This is a genomic window from Burkholderia catarinensis, from assembly GCF_001883705.2.
GTDB classification, from domain to species: Bacteria; Pseudomonadota; Gammaproteobacteria; order Burkholderiales; family Burkholderiaceae; genus Burkholderia; species Burkholderia catarinensis.
In genome coordinates, this window is sequence record NZ_MDEQ02000001.1 from 631869 (window position 1) to 644892 (window position 13024).

Genomic DNA, 13024 nt, shown 5'->3' on the forward strand with positions numbered 1-13024 from the left:
CCGGGCGTGCGCCGCGCGATGGAGGACGCATGAACTATTCGAAGCTGGTCGATCGCCTGCAGGGCAAGCGTACGACTGCATGGGACATTCACTACGCGGCGCAGCAGGCCGTCGCGGCTGGCGAGCCGGCTATCATCCTGAGCGTCGGCGATCCCGATTTCGCGACCCCCGACGTGATCGTCGAGCGCGCGGTCGCCGCGCTGCGCGGCGGCGACACGCACTACAGCGAAGTGCGCGGCCGCGCCGAATTGCGCGCGGCGATCGCGCGCGAGCATGTCGCCACGACCGGTCAGTCGGCCGGCCCCGAACACGTGATCGTGACGGCCGGCGCGCAGAACGCGCTGTTCGCGATGTCGCTGTGCCTGTGCGGGGCGGGCGACGAGGTGCTCGTGCCGGAGCCGATGTACCTCACCTACGAGGCGAGCGTGCGCGCGTCGGGTGCGACGCTCGTGCCGGTGCCGGTGCCGGTCGATGCGTCGACCGGCTTCCATCTCGACATCGATGCGCTTGAAGCGGCCGTGACGCCGCGCACGAAGGCGATCTTCTTCGCGACACCGTGCAACCCGACCGGCGTCGTGATGCCGCGCGCCGATCTCGAACGGATCGCGCGGCTCGCGTGTGAGCGAGATCTGTGGGTCGTATCCGACGAGGTGTATGCGGCGCTGACGTTCGAGCGCGACATGGTCAGCATCGCGTCGCTGCCGGGGATGGCCGAGCGCACGGTGACGGTTGGCAGCCTGTCGAAGTCGCATGCGATGCCGGGCTGGCGGGTGGGCTGGGCCGTCGGCCCCGTCGAACTGATCGAGCACGCGGAGCGGCTCGCGCTGTGCATGCTGTACGGGCTGCCGGGCTTCATCCAGCAGGCGGCCGTCACCGCGCTCGACAACCGGGCCGCGATCGTCGCGGACATGCGCGAGCTCTACCGGCGCCGCCGCGATCTCGCGTACGGCCGGCTGCGCGACGTGCCGGGCCTGCGCTGCCTGCTGCCGGAAGCGGGCATGTTCATGATGGTCGACGTGCGCGGCACGGGGCTCGACGCGCATGCGTTCACGTGGGGGCTGTTCCGCGCGAAGCAGGTCGCGCTGCTCGATGCGAGCGCGTTCGGCGATACGGCGTCAGGCTTCGTGCGCTTCGGCTTCGTCGTCGACGACGCGCAACTGACCGACGCGTGCGAGCGCATCGCGGCGTACGTTGCGAGCCTCGGCGTCGATGCTCGTTCGGCGTCGTGACGCCTGCGGCGATCCTGAAGGAGAGAATACGATGATCGAAACGCTGAGCTGGCCGGTGCCGGGCGACAACGGGCAGCCGCTCGCGATCCGTGCGTGGCGGCTGTCGGCCGGCGACGGCCCGCGCGTGCACCTGCAGGCCGGCGTGCATGCCGACGAGATTGCCGGGATGCTCGTGCTGCACCGGCTGCTGCCGCAACTGTGCGCGGCGCACGATCGCGGCGTGCTGCGCGGCACGGTGACGGTCGTGCCGCAGGCCAACCCGCTCGGGCTCGCGCAGTTCCGGCAGGGGCGGTTGCTCGGTCGCTTCCATGAAACGACGCACCGCAATTTCAACCGGCATTTCCACGAATCGGCCGCGATGCGCCGGCCCGCGACGACCTTCGCCGCGTGGCAGCGCACGCTGCTCGCCGCCGCGTGCGACGCCGATATCGTGCTCGACCTCCACACCGATTCCGAGGCGCTGCCGTACGTGTATCTGCACCGCGACCTGTGGCCGGCCGGCCGCGATCTCGCGGCGGCGCTCGGCGCCGATGTCGCGATCTTGTGGGACGAGGACGACGACGGCGCATTCGAAGGCGCCGTCGTCGCGCACTGGGCGCGTGACGGCGGGCTGCGCGACCGGCTGGTCGCGACCGTCGAACTGCGCGGCCAGTCCGATGTTTCCGATGCGCTGGCCGAGCGCGACGCCGACGGCGTGCTCGCGTTCCTGCGCGGCCGCGGCGTGATCGCGGAGCCGCCCGGCGCATGCGACTGGCACGGCGAGGCCGTGCCGATCGCCCATATGGAAACCGTGCTCGCGCCCGTGTCGGGCGTGCTCGTCTACGAACGCGAACTCGGCGCGACGGTCGAGGCCGGAGAGCGTATCGCGCGGATCGTCGCGCATCCGGGCGCGCCGGGCAGCGAGCACGTGCTGGTCGCCCCGCAGGCCGGACGCATCGTCACGCGCAACCGCGAGCGGCTGGTCGCGCAGGGCGATGTCGCGCTGAAGCTGACGGGTTCGCGGCCGTCGGCGGGATGGTCGGGCGGCGCGCTCGATCCTTAAACGACGGCGCGGGCCCACGCATCGAATCCGGTATTTTCCGCGTGAAGGGGCGGAAACGAATCAACTCGTACGATAATGCGCAAACGTTTTACCGGCATTCAATAATATCGATGTCGCGGAATATAAATAAACAATGATTATCCGCTGCTCCGTCGATTCAATAAACTCCGCAACCATACTGGCGCTGGGGCCCAGAGGTTAACGGCAAATTCGCGAAAAACTTTAGGTTTTTCCCGTCGCAATTATTCATTTCAATTCCGTCAATGATCGATTGATTAACGGTCATCGGACAGTCATACACCATCCCCGATAATTCGGCGCTCATATTCTTTCAATAGACCAAGGCGCGATCGAAGCCGGATCGCTGCGGGGAGCTGTACTCATGACCATTCGTCATCGCATTACGCTGCTAGTCGTCCTGACGTTCTTCGCGCTGTCCGCGATCGGCATCTATGCCGTGTACCAGACGCGCAAGAGCGCGTCCGAGGTGCGCCAGGTCACCCAGGGAATCGTGCCGAGCGCGCTCGCGTCGGCGGATCTCGTCGCCGATGTGAAGAACATCCAGATCGCGACGATGACGCTCGTCTATGCGCCCGACGCGAACACCGCCGCGCAGGCGCGCGACGAGTTGAAGGCCAAGCAGGCCGCGCTGCGAGCCGCACTCGACGTGCAGGCGAAATCGGCGGTCGGCCGCGCGCAGGAAGGCCTCGTCACGCAGGCGAAGGACAGCGTCGCGAACTATTTCGCGGCGATCGACGACACCGTGAAGATGAAGGCGGACGGCAAGGCCGAGATGGCGCAGGCCTACCTGTTCGCGAACGTCGCGCAGTATCGCGACGAACTCGAAAGCATCGTCGACACGCTGCGCGTCGAGAAGAACCGCCAGAAGGACGACGCGATCAGTGCACTGAACGGGATGCTCGCGACCACGGCGACCGCGATTGCGGGCGTCGCCGGCACGGTGATCGTGCTGCTGACCGCGCTCGGCTTCGTGCTGTATCGCCAGATCACGCGCCCGCTGATCGGGATGCAGACGGCGATGAGCGAGATTGCGACGAGCCAGGATTTCACGCGCCGCGTGCCGGTGGGCCGGATGGACGAAATCGGCCATTCGATCGTCGCGTTCAACGGGATGATCGAGAAGATCCAGGAGAACGCCGCGCAGCTCAAGCAGAAGACGGCGGACATCCAGGCGATGCTGCAGAACATGCAGCAGGGCATCCTGACCGTCGTCGAGGGCGGCGTCGTGCATGCGGAGTATTCCGCGTACCTCGAAACCATCTTCGAGACGAACGACATCGCCGGCCGCGACCTGATGGCGCTCGTGTTCGACGACACGGCGATCGGCGCCGACGCGCGCTCGCAGGTCGACGCGGCCGTGCACGCATGCCTTGGCGAAGACAGCATGAACTTCGGGTTCAACGAACACCTGCTCGTCAACGAAGTCGCGAAGCGGATGCCGGACGGCCGCGAGAAGTGGCTCGACCTGAGCTGGTCGGCGATCACCGACGAGACCGACACGGTCGTGCGCCTGATGCTGTGCGTGCGCGACGTGACCGAGATTCGCGAGCTGACCGCGCAGGCCGGCGAGCAGCAGCGCCGCCTCGAGATGATCGGCGAGATTTTGTCGATCAGCCAGGACAAGTTCCACGACTTCGTGCACAGCGCGAAGGGCTTCCTCAGCGAGAACGAGCGGATGATCCGCCAGCACGAGCGCGCCGATCACTCGATCGTCGCGGAACTGTTCCGCAACATGCATACGATCAAGGGCAATGCGCGCACGTACAGCCTCCAGCATCTGACGAACATCGTCCATGAAGCGGAGCAGGCGTACGACTCGCTGCGCCGCGCGGACGGCGGCCCCGAGTGGAACCGCGACGCGCTGATGGACGATCTGGCCCGTGTGCGCGAGGCCGTCGACCGCTACGCGACGATCAACGCGGTCACGCTCGGCCGCAACGGCGAACCGGCGCAGGGTGGCGCCGACTACCTGATGGTCGAACGCGCGCACATCAGCGAGAGCCTGCGCGTGCTCGACGGCGCCGATCCGGCGAACGCGTCCGACTGGCATGCGGCGCGCGACGCCGTGCGCCGCATGCTGAGCCAGCTCGGCACCCAAGGGATCGGCGATGCGCTCGGCGGCGTGATCGAGTCGCTGCCGTCGCTTGCGGCCGAACTCGGCAAGCCGGCGCCCGTCGTGCACATCGACAGCCACGGCCGTCGCGTGCGCAGCGAGATCGCCGCGACGCTGAAGAACGTGTTCATGCACCTGCTGCGCAATTCGATCGACCACGGCATCGAATCGTCCGAAGAGCGCCGCGCGGCCGGCAAGGCGGCGTCCGGCACGATCGACATCGCGGTTGGCGTGGGCGGCGGCGAGCTGTGGTTCGTGCTCGGCGACGACGGCCGCGGCCTCGCGCTCGACCGGATTCGCGGCATCGCGCGCGAGCGCGGCTGGATCGATGCCGACAACGAAGCGGCGCTGTCCGACGAAGCCGTGGCCGAGCTGATTTTCCGGCCGGGCTTCTCGACCGCGAACGCGGTGACCGAAGTGTCGGGGCGCGGCGTCGGCATGGACGCGGTGCGCAACTTCCTGAAGCGCGACGGCGGCGATATCGCGCTGCGCTTCACCGACGATCGCGTCGGCGCGCCGTATCGCGCGTTCGAGACGATCGTGTCGCTGCCGCCACGCTTCGCGGCGGACGGGGTTGCTCACGGCGCCGTGCACGAGCGCGCGCGCATCGCGGATATCGGCGCGGCGGAGTGACGAAGTGATCGCGCAGGCATGGATGATCCAGGGTGCCGCCGCGCTGGCGGGCGGCGCAGTGGTCGCGGTGGTGGCGGCGATCGTGTTTCGCGTGATGCGCAAGCGGCTCGTCGCGGCGCTGGAACACGACGCGGCCGCATTGCGCGACGCGCTCGCCGCGGCCGACGCTCGAGCCAAACAGACGGCGTCGGCGCATGCGGAGGCGGCCGCCGCATGGGCGCACCGCGAGGCGCAGCTCGAGGATGCGCTGGCGCGCGAGGCGTCCGCTGCCGGCACGCAGCGCGACGCGCTGCAGGCGCTGTCGGCCGACCGCGCCGCGCTCGCGCAGCAGGCGATGAAGATCGCCGACGAAGCCGCGCGCCTGCGCGGGCTCGCCGGCACGTTCGAACGCTGGCACGAGCAGATGATCTCGCTGACCACGCAGAACCAGGACATGCGCGCGAAGAACCAGGAGCTGTCGGCGATCGTCGCGCACGTGTCGATCGTGTCGCTGAACGCGTCGATCGAGGCCGCGCGTGCGGGCACGGCCGGGCGCGGCTTCTCGATCGTCGCGAGCGAGGTGCGCGGGCTGGCCGCGCGCTCGCAGCAACTGTCGAACAGCTATCGCGACAGCCTGAACCGCAACGATCTCGTGACGGCCGCGACGTTCCAGGACATCCAGGCCGGCGGCAAGATGATCACGGCCGCGCTCGCGACCGTCGAGACGCTGGCTGGGCACCTGCACGCGCGGATCGAAGGAGAGGCGGCGTGATCAGCGCGCAGGCCAGGGCCGGCTTCGAGCGGATCTTTTTCGATGCGGCGCGCACGCGGCTCGCGTCCGGCGGCGCGTGCGAGATCCGGCCATCCGCCGGCCCTGCCCATGACGGGCACGATCACGCGCACGCGAAGTCGCGAGCGAGGCCGAAGGTGTCCGAGCACGTCGCGGTGCTGACGATCTCGGCGCTGCATTTCCGCCTGCTGCTCGCGCTGCGCTTCAGCGACGACGATGCGACGCGCCGCCGTTTCGCCGGCGCGACGGCGGGCACGAGCAGCCAGCGGCCGCTGTCCGAAGCGTTCATGGAAGTCGCGAACCTGTGCTGCGGCGCGATCAACCAGGCGCTGATCGCGCCGTTTCCCGATCTCGGGATGTCGACACCTTACCTGCTGAGCGGCGCGAGCATCGACTACCTGCCCGCGCTCGCGCCCGATCACGTGGCCGCCTACGACCTGACGCTCGACGGCGACGTGAGGGTCGGCGCGACGCTGTGCGTGTGCGCGAACGCGCCGGTCGATTTCCATGTGCCGGAAACGGCAACGGTGGATTCCGGCGGCGAGCTCGAACTGTTCTGACCGACCATTAGGAACCCTTGATATGACCGAAGACCAACCCGTCAGCAAGGTGCTCGTGCTCGACGACAGCCGCGCGCATGCCGACGCGATCAAGCGTTTCTGCGACGAGCACAACCTGGTCTGCCTGACGGTGCGGCGCAACCGGCTGCTGAAGGTGCTGCGTTCGAACATCGATCTCGGCGCGATCCTGCTGGCCGAGGATTACGGCGGCTCGCCGGCCGAGAGTGCGATCATCGCGACGCAGATCGATGCGCTGCGGCCCGAGTTGCCGATCATCCTGCGCCGCGAATCTCTGGCGTCGCGCGACGGGTTGCCCGAGGCGCTCGCTCGCGTCGCGTGCGCGGCCTACGTCGCGGACGACATGACGCCGCTCAAGCGCGCGATCGACGAATACCTGTTCGGCCGCGACTACCCGAACGCGCTCGTGCGCGGCATCTCGGAGATCACCGAGGCGCGCATCGACAGCCTGTTTCCGGGCATGACGATCGAGCACGAAACGCCGTGCATCGTCCGCGACCAGATCATCTTCGGCGAAGTGTTCAGCCTGATCGCGCTCGAAAGCGCGTGGTGCCGCGGCTACATGCTGCTGCAGACGAGCGAGCAGCCGCTGCTCGAGATGCTCGGCGGCACGCGCGACGGCGGCCGCGCACCCGATTTCCGCGACGTGAACAGCGTGCTCGGCGAGCTGACCAACCTCGTGTGGGGCGCGTTCAAGAACCGCTATCTCGGCGACGCCGAGGCGCTGGCGCGCCACCCGGTGCAGGTGCCGCTCGTCGTCAATCACAAGCAGAAGTTCATCTCGTTCGGCGGCGACTGTCCGCAGCTCTGCTTCAAGTACCGGATGACCGACCCGGCATCCGGGCGCTCCGTCCGTCTCGACCAGCGTTTCGTGTTCAGCCTCAGCTGGTCGCCGGAGGATTTCCGGGAGTCGGTGCAGGACGTGGGGCCGATGGTCGAATCGGGCGAACTCGAACTGTTTTGAAGTCAGCAACAAGGAAAGGGGAACAAGGCATGGCAAAGATTCTGGTGGTCGACGATTCGGGCACGGTGCGCGACGAGGTCGCGGGTTTCCTGCGCAATCACGGGCTCGACGTCGCGACGGCCGTCGACGGCAAGGACGGGCTCGCGAAGCTCAAGGCGACGCCCGGCGTGCGCCTCGTGATCAGCGACGTGAACATGCCGAACATGGACGGCCTGACGATGGTCGAGAAGATCCGCGGCGAACTGGCGAACTCGACAGTCAACGTCGTGATGCTGACGACCGAGAGCAGCCCGGCGATGAAGGAGCGCGGCAAGGCCGCCGGCGTGAAGGGCTGGATCGTGAAGCCGTTCAAGGGCGACGCGGTTCTCGACGCGCTGAAGAAGCTCGCGGGCTGACGGTCGGTCGGAGAACGCGGCGGCGGGAACATCCTGTCCTCTGGGGTTGTATCGAGAGAATCGGTAGGGCCTGTTTACGTTCGATGAATCGTATTGACATCGTGTCTTCTGCGCGTGCCGGCCAAGATGAGTCGGACGTTATTGGGCGACGAGGCGTGGGCACGAATCGAGTCCGTATTACCGGGCAAGGAAGGCGGTCGGGGGCGAACGGCGGCGAACAATCGTTGGTTTGTGGAAGCCGTTCCCTGGATCGACCAAACGGGCTGCCGGTGACACGATTTTCCGAAGGACGTCGGCCGATGGCATATCGGTGTACTTGCGCTTCTTGTGCTGGCGTCGTCAAGGTGTGTCGGAACGCATGGCGCGCGAAGTGTCCGACGAGACGGAGATCAAATGAATTAGTTAGGAGAGCGCCTGACGGGGGGAGCGGGCTGGTACGCAATTGTTTGTGCCTTGCAGTACGGGAGCTAGCGTTCACACCGCCCGTGCCTTTGACCGAGGCGCACGCGGGCCACGTAGTGTCCCGATGGATCGAGCGTCCACAGCAAGGCTCGCACACGCCGTAGCCATGACGTCACCGTCGCTCGCGTGACGTGCATTTCGGCGGCGACCGAATCGAGCGAATGTTGATGCGCTAGATAAGGTAGGAATTCAAACAACTTCTCCTTGTTTTTCAGATTTTGAATTGACGTGCCGTGAAGACGCGTGAAGGTTCGGTTGCAAGCGTCACAGCAAAATGTGGGAACGGGATGGTGGCGGCTGCTGCGATAAACGAGCCACGTGTTGTCGCTTGCGCACCTCGGACAAGATGGCGGGGCGGGATCATCGGACAGGATCTGCCCAATGGCGCGCGTGAGAAACGCTGTCAACTCGGAATCGCCCGTGCGGCGAAGCGACGTATCGCTCGCCTCCATTCCGAAGCGGTGCCGAAAATGCCAGGCCACCTGATCCAGGCTGATTGACCAGTGCGCCATGAGTTCAGTGATCTGATCGAGCGGCCCCCCCACTTCCTGTTCGCGGGTGGTCCGAATTTCCGCGTCGAGGCGATCGAGTTCGCTCTGCAGTTCTGCTACTGTCTTCGTCATCTCATTTGTCCGACTGCGCGCTGCACCTCGGGCCTTGGCCCTCGTTGTCCAGCCGTCTGCGCACCTGTGTTTCCACTCGTGCCATGTAGCAAGATGTCCGTTGCTATCCACCACTCTCGGTTTCTTCCCACTGCGCCAGAAGCTCGGCTGGAATCGCCGTGACGACCTCAGCGTAAGGCTTGCCGACGAACCGCTCCGCACGTTTGAGCAACACAGGAATCGGGCTGCTGGGTTCGTGGGTCTCGAACCACGTTCGCGCCGTACGAATCAGAGCGAGCGCGGCCTGACGGTCCGCCGGTGCGGATCTCGGTTGGGCCATGATGCGCTCGGTGGCGCTAACCGTTCTGTCATTCGCCGGTTCGAGCTGCGCTGACGCATCACTTCCTGATGATTCGCTGGAGGCCGACGTGGGATCATGGGATTCTTCCAACTGCTCGATCGCGTTCACCGACACGGGCGCATTCAATTTTCCGAGGAGTCGCGTGAGCGACGACACGTCCGGCAGGTACCCTTCGAGATGAACGGCGCACCATGCATCGATTGCAGCGAGATGCGTAATCGCATCGTCGAAGCCCGCCATCACCTCGGGCTGCTGCGCGCGTACATCCCGCAACTGCTGCGCAACAGACTCGGGCGCGAGGGCATCGGCGGGGCGAGGATGCGCAAAGGCACGCTCGACGTCGCGCACCTGCAGTCGCGAGAGCGTCGACTTCGAAAGCACGATCTCGCGTACGTCGGCAAGCAGTCCGTCCGGATCGGCGAGCGCCTGTATCGCATTCATCCGCATTTCACGTGCGGCGTCGCGCCCACCGTCGACTTCGGGCTGTGGATGCACCTGCTCGGCAAACGCATCGAGCCAGGCGGCCAGCAATCCTGTGCCATCTGCAAGACCTGCGGCACCGGCGAGCCGCGTGCGGCTTCGCGTGTACAACACGGCGACTCGAATATCCTTCGTACGCAGCATGAGCCGCTGGCAGTCGCGTTCGAGCTCGCTCCAGTTGACGGGATCGGGGGCACCGACGAACGCGCCGTACTGCACGTCCTGCCTGGGCGCCGCACGCGCGAACAGCACCACGAAATCGTGGTCATATTCGAGGTCGGGGCCGCACGGCATGGAATTGCTCACGGGCGCGAGCCAGTCGTGATGCGGCGTGTCCTTCGCGGTACCTTTACCGGATATGGACTGTCGGGGTGACTGCTTTTTGCTCATGGTCGATTGTCGGATTCAGTCGTGCGCTGTTCGAAATGTCGCACGTAACGCTCGGGCTCGAACCGCATGCCGGTAATCGGCCGGTCGGGGTTCGGACGGCCCAGCCACCCGGACCATCCCATGCGCTGCCGGCCGCCCATGACGGCTGGCGGCGCACTTTCGGGTTTGATGCGCAGCTCGAGCTCCCATTCCAGTTCGTAGCCGACGAACGCACGCACCCATTCGACGAGACGCGGCAGATCCTCGCCCTGCGGTGTGAAGCGCAGATACGCGTCGAGATCGATGGGGCCGATCACGATGCGGAATCGGTGCTGGCGGTCCGGCGCCACGCGCCCGAGCATCGCGGCCTGTCCCATCGTCGCGGCGGGGCCCGGCCGGCCCATGCGCCCCTGATCGGCCGGGTCGATCTCGATCCAGTGGAACACGTTCTCGTCGATCGTCACCGGCACGCCGAAGTAGTGCTCGAGTGTGGCGCGAAGTCCGTCCGAGTTGCGCGATTCGCGTACGAGATGCGCGGACGCCGCCAGTCGCGCGTGCGAGGGTAGGGGGCGCCTCCCGATTTCGGCGGTGTCGTGACCCGTGAGGCTCGCGATGTAGAACGAAAACCGCTCGTCGTCTTTCCGGTCGAGCCCGGCTGTCGACTGTGCCGATGCCCACGCGCGATAGAACAGCGTCAGGAACCGGTGATGGAAGATGTCGAGGAAGTCGACCGTCGTCGTGTCGCGACGGCCCTCTTCGCGTTCGCGCGCCCATTCGGTTACATGGATCGGCAATGGCCCGTTCGGCCCGAGCATGCCGAGACCGAAGAGCCGCACCTTGAGCCGTCCCGCCGCTTCCTGGACGCTGGCGATTTCGCGCGGCGCGAAGGCGAGACTTGGTTGCTGACCGAGCCGAAACGGCTCCGCCTGCGGTCGGCGCGCGGTGCCGACCGGATCGACCGTGGGGTTCGCACCGACGCGTCGCAACAGCGACAGGAACCCGAAGCGCCACGGCTCCATCTGAAGACTTTCTAGCAGGTCGGGCGAGAGCGTGCTGTCGCGCACGAGCGCCGGCAGGGTGGCACGTTTCATCACAGCACTCCGCGTGTCCCGGTGCGCACGGGCCAGCGTGCGATACGGCCGCGCTGCATCGAATGCAATTCAGTCTGCGTGAAGCTGTTGATCGACACGTGCCGTGCCAGCCAGTGCTCGAGAATCGTACCGAATAGATAGGGGCTCACGCCGGAGAAGCCTGCCTCGTCGACCGTCACTGCACACTCGATGCCACGCCCGAACGTCATCGGACCCGTGCCCGGCAGCTTGCGTGTTACCGGACGCGTCTTGACGCCGACGAGGCTTTCGACTTGCCGCAGATGTTCGTTGTTGTCGTTCGAAAGGTATAGGCGCAGCAGGTCGCGTAGTCCCTGACCGCCGTCACGGTGATCGAGACCTTCGAGCGGCAGGTAGTTGAAGTTGAGCTGGCGGATCAGCCGCCATGCCATTTCTCGCTCCGCATACGGTGCTTTCGGCGGACTCGGTGGGCGAATGAGACCGATACTCTCGACTGGCGCGGACTCCTCTGTCGCCAGGTCACGCACGCCGTCGCGCGGCACGAGCGTGGCGAGATCTCGGTTCGTCAGCAGCGCATTGACTGACAGAAAACGGATGTCCTCGCCATAAGGGGCCTCGTTCTGGTCAACCAGAGAGAGAAACACTTCGGTGCCGACATAGGGGGTCCGCGTGCCGTAACGGCGCGCCGAATCGGACACGAGTCGTCGTTCGCGCCGTGTCGAGAAGTACCGCCCGTGATTGCCTTCGTCGTTGTTCAGCGTCTGATAGAGCGGACGGAATTCCAGTTCGTCCGAGGTTGCTGCGACCTGTCCATGCACGGTCTCGACCGAGAACACTTCGTAGTCGAGCGGTGCGAGCCGGGCGGGCACCAGATGAGACTCGGTCTCGTGGGGAGAAATCTCGATGCGGTCGGTATGCCGTTTGAAGAGGTTGATGACGGGCGTGCAGAACAGCGCGAAGCGCGACGCGTCGACGAGGTTCGCGAGTTGGCCCGGCGCCCGGTCGAGCAGCACGACGATTTCGACCTCGCGACCGTTCACGCGGGACAGCCCTTCGGCAAGACCGTTGAGTGCGAAGAACCAGAACCGTGCCGGGCACGCGAAGTATTCGTGCAACAGGTTGTGCCCGTGAAACTTCGTCCAGGTGAGTGGCAGCAAGTTCTGATCGGTGCGCAAGCCCTCATGTTCGACCGCACCGTGAGTCACGGCGGCGGGAGAACGGCCCGGTACGCCGAATTCGCCGGGAGCGGCAATCACGGATGCGACGCCGGCGACGTGCAGCAGCTCGAAGAGGTGCGAGGCGACCTGTTCGTCACCGGCCAGATACACGGGCAGCCGGTCGAGCCCCTTCAGATCGGAGATGAGCATGTCGCCTGTCGTCGCCAGCCGTAGCCGCAATGCACCGCGCACCTGTCTGTCGGGCGGAACATAGCGGTCGAGCGCCGGAATGTCGGGCGGAATGCCCGTCAGGCGCGCATCGGTGATCGTGAGCGGCCAGAGCGTGACGTCCTGCCCGCTCGTAAACTGGCAAGCGGTTTTTTCGCCATCGGGAACCCGCGCCTTGAACGATGTGCCGCGCGCGATACGGTAGCCTGCGGCCAGATTGCCTTCGGCGTGACCGGGATACAAGCGCGCGACCGCGATCGACGGCGTGGGCGCGACGTAATTCGGGTAGATCACTTCCAGCAGCCGCCCCGTAAAGCGCGGAAACTCGGCATCGAGCTTGAGTTGCATGCGCGCGGCCATGAAGCAGAACGACTCGATCAGGCGCTCGACATAAGGGTCGGCCACTTCACCCGCCTGCATGCCGAGCCGGCGTGCGATCTTCGGATGCGCCTGCGCGAACTCGGTGGCGAGTTCGCGCATGTAGATGAGTTCCTGGTTGTAATAGTCGAGTAGTCGCGGGTCCATCGGAAAGGTCTCGTTCTGTCGTTATG

At 66.0% G+C, this 13024-nt stretch carries 11 protein-coding genes; 7 read left to right on the forward strand and 4 right to left on the reverse strand.

Annotated features, from left to right (window positions below; translation table 11 throughout):
- Positions 1–29 precede the first annotated feature (29 nt).
- From BFF94_RS02825 to BFF94_RS02855, 7 genes are all read left to right on the forward strand, one after another.
- A complete protein-coding gene (locus BFF94_RS02825) occupies positions 30–1229 on the forward strand; it encodes a pyridoxal phosphate-dependent aminotransferase (protein ID WP_219138954.1) in 1200 nt (399 codons plus the stop codon).
- Positions 1230–1260: 31 nt separating this feature from the next.
- Positions 1261–2271 (forward strand): succinylglutamate desuccinylase/aspartoacylase domain-containing protein, encoded by a 1011-nt coding sequence (locus BFF94_RS02830; RefSeq protein ID WP_219138955.1) that lies wholly within the window; start codon positions 1261–1263, stop codon positions 2269–2271.
- A 382-nt stretch (positions 2272–2653) separates the two neighbouring features.
- The gene (locus BFF94_RS02835) at positions 2654–5038 is read left to right on the forward strand and encodes an MCP four helix bundle domain-containing protein (protein WP_219138956.1); all 2385 of its coding nucleotides are present in this window, start codon (positions 2654–2656) and stop codon (positions 5036–5038) included.
- Between the two features lie 22 nt (positions 5039–5060).
- On the forward strand, positions 5061–5789 hold the full coding sequence (locus BFF94_RS02840; protein ID WP_219138977.1) for a methyl-accepting chemotaxis protein: 729 nt from the start codon (positions 5061–5063) through the stop codon (positions 5787–5789).
- Positions 5786–6367: a hypothetical protein gene (locus tag BFF94_RS02845; protein ID WP_128842071.1), complete on the forward strand. Its 582-nt coding sequence runs from the start codon at positions 5786–5788 to the stop codon at positions 6365–6367. The genes BFF94_RS02840 and BFF94_RS02845 overlap by 4 nt, the downstream gene beginning before the upstream one ends.
- A gap of 22 nt (positions 6368–6389) precedes the next feature.
- Complete coding sequence (locus tag BFF94_RS02850) at positions 6390–7349, forward strand: chemotaxis protein CheX (protein WP_128842072.1); 960 nt, start codon at positions 6390–6392, stop codon at positions 7347–7349.
- Between the two features lie 29 nt (positions 7350–7378).
- Positions 7379–7744, forward strand: a complete 366-nt coding sequence (locus BFF94_RS02855) for a response regulator (protein WP_011355572.1) — start codon at positions 7379–7381, stop codon at positions 7742–7744.
- A gap of 467 nt (positions 7745–8211) precedes the next feature.
- On the opposite strand, the gene BFF94_RS02860 is transcribed toward BFF94_RS02855, so the two are convergent.
- The 4 genes from BFF94_RS02860 to tssF form a co-directional block, all read right to left on the reverse strand.
- The gene (locus BFF94_RS02860) at positions 8212–8829 is read right to left on the reverse strand and encodes a DUF746 domain-containing protein (RefSeq protein ID WP_128842074.1); all 618 of its coding nucleotides are present in this window, start codon (positions 8827–8829) and stop codon (positions 8212–8214) included.
- 103 nt (positions 8830–8932) lie between these two features.
- On the reverse strand, positions 8933–10039 hold the full coding sequence (locus BFF94_RS02865) for a type VI secretion system protein TssA (protein WP_128842075.1): 1107 nt from the start codon (positions 10037–10039) through the stop codon (positions 8933–8935).
- Entirely contained in the window at positions 10036–11109 is a 1074-nt protein-coding gene (tssG, locus tag BFF94_RS02870) for a type VI secretion system baseplate subunit TssG (RefSeq protein WP_128842076.1), read from the reverse strand. The genes BFF94_RS02865 and tssG overlap by 4 nt, the downstream gene beginning before the upstream one ends.
- The gene (tssF, locus tag BFF94_RS02875) at positions 11109–12998 is read right to left on the reverse strand and encodes a type VI secretion system baseplate subunit TssF (RefSeq protein WP_219138957.1); all 1890 of its coding nucleotides are present in this window, start codon (positions 12996–12998) and stop codon (positions 11109–11111) included. The genes tssG and tssF overlap by 1 nt, the downstream gene beginning before the upstream one ends.
- Positions 12999–13024: the final 26 nt, after the last annotated feature.

Excerpts from the sequence above, each read along its gene's own strand:
- BFF94_RS02825 (WP_219138954.1), top strand. The coding sequence starts at position 30 with ATGAACTATTCGAAGCTGGTCGATCGCCTGCAGGGCAAGCGTACGACT.
- BFF94_RS02830 (WP_219138955.1), top strand. The coding sequence starts at position 1,261 with ATGATCGAAACGCTGAGCTGGCCGGTGCCGGGCGACAACGGGCAGCCG.
- BFF94_RS02835 (WP_219138956.1), top strand. The coding sequence starts at position 2,654 with ATGACCATTCGTCATCGCATTACGCTGCTAGTCGTCCTGACGTTCTTC.
- BFF94_RS02840 (WP_219138977.1), top strand. The coding sequence starts at position 5,061 with ATGATCCAGGGTGCCGCCGCGCTGGCGGGCGGCGCAGTGGTCGCGGTG.
- BFF94_RS02850 (WP_128842072.1), top strand. The coding sequence starts at position 6,390 with ATGACCGAAGACCAACCCGTCAGCAAGGTGCTCGTGCTCGACGACAGC.
- BFF94_RS02855 (WP_011355572.1), top strand. The coding sequence starts at position 7,379 with ATGGCAAAGATTCTGGTGGTCGACGATTCGGGCACGGTGCGCGACGAG.
- BFF94_RS02860 (WP_128842074.1), bottom strand. The coding sequence starts at position 8,829 with ATGACGAAGACAGTAGCAGAACTGCAGAGCGAACTCGATCGCCTCGAC.
- BFF94_RS02865 (WP_128842075.1), bottom strand. The coding sequence starts at position 10,039 with ATGAGCAAAAAGCAGTCACCCCGACAGTCCATATCCGGTAAAGGTACC.
- tssG (WP_128842076.1), bottom strand. The coding sequence starts at position 11,109 with ATGAAACGTGCCACCCTGCCGGCGCTCGTGCGCGACAGCACGCTCTCG.
- tssF (WP_219138957.1), bottom strand. The coding sequence starts at position 12,998 with ATGGACCCGCGACTACTCGACTATTACAACCAGGAACTCATCTACATG.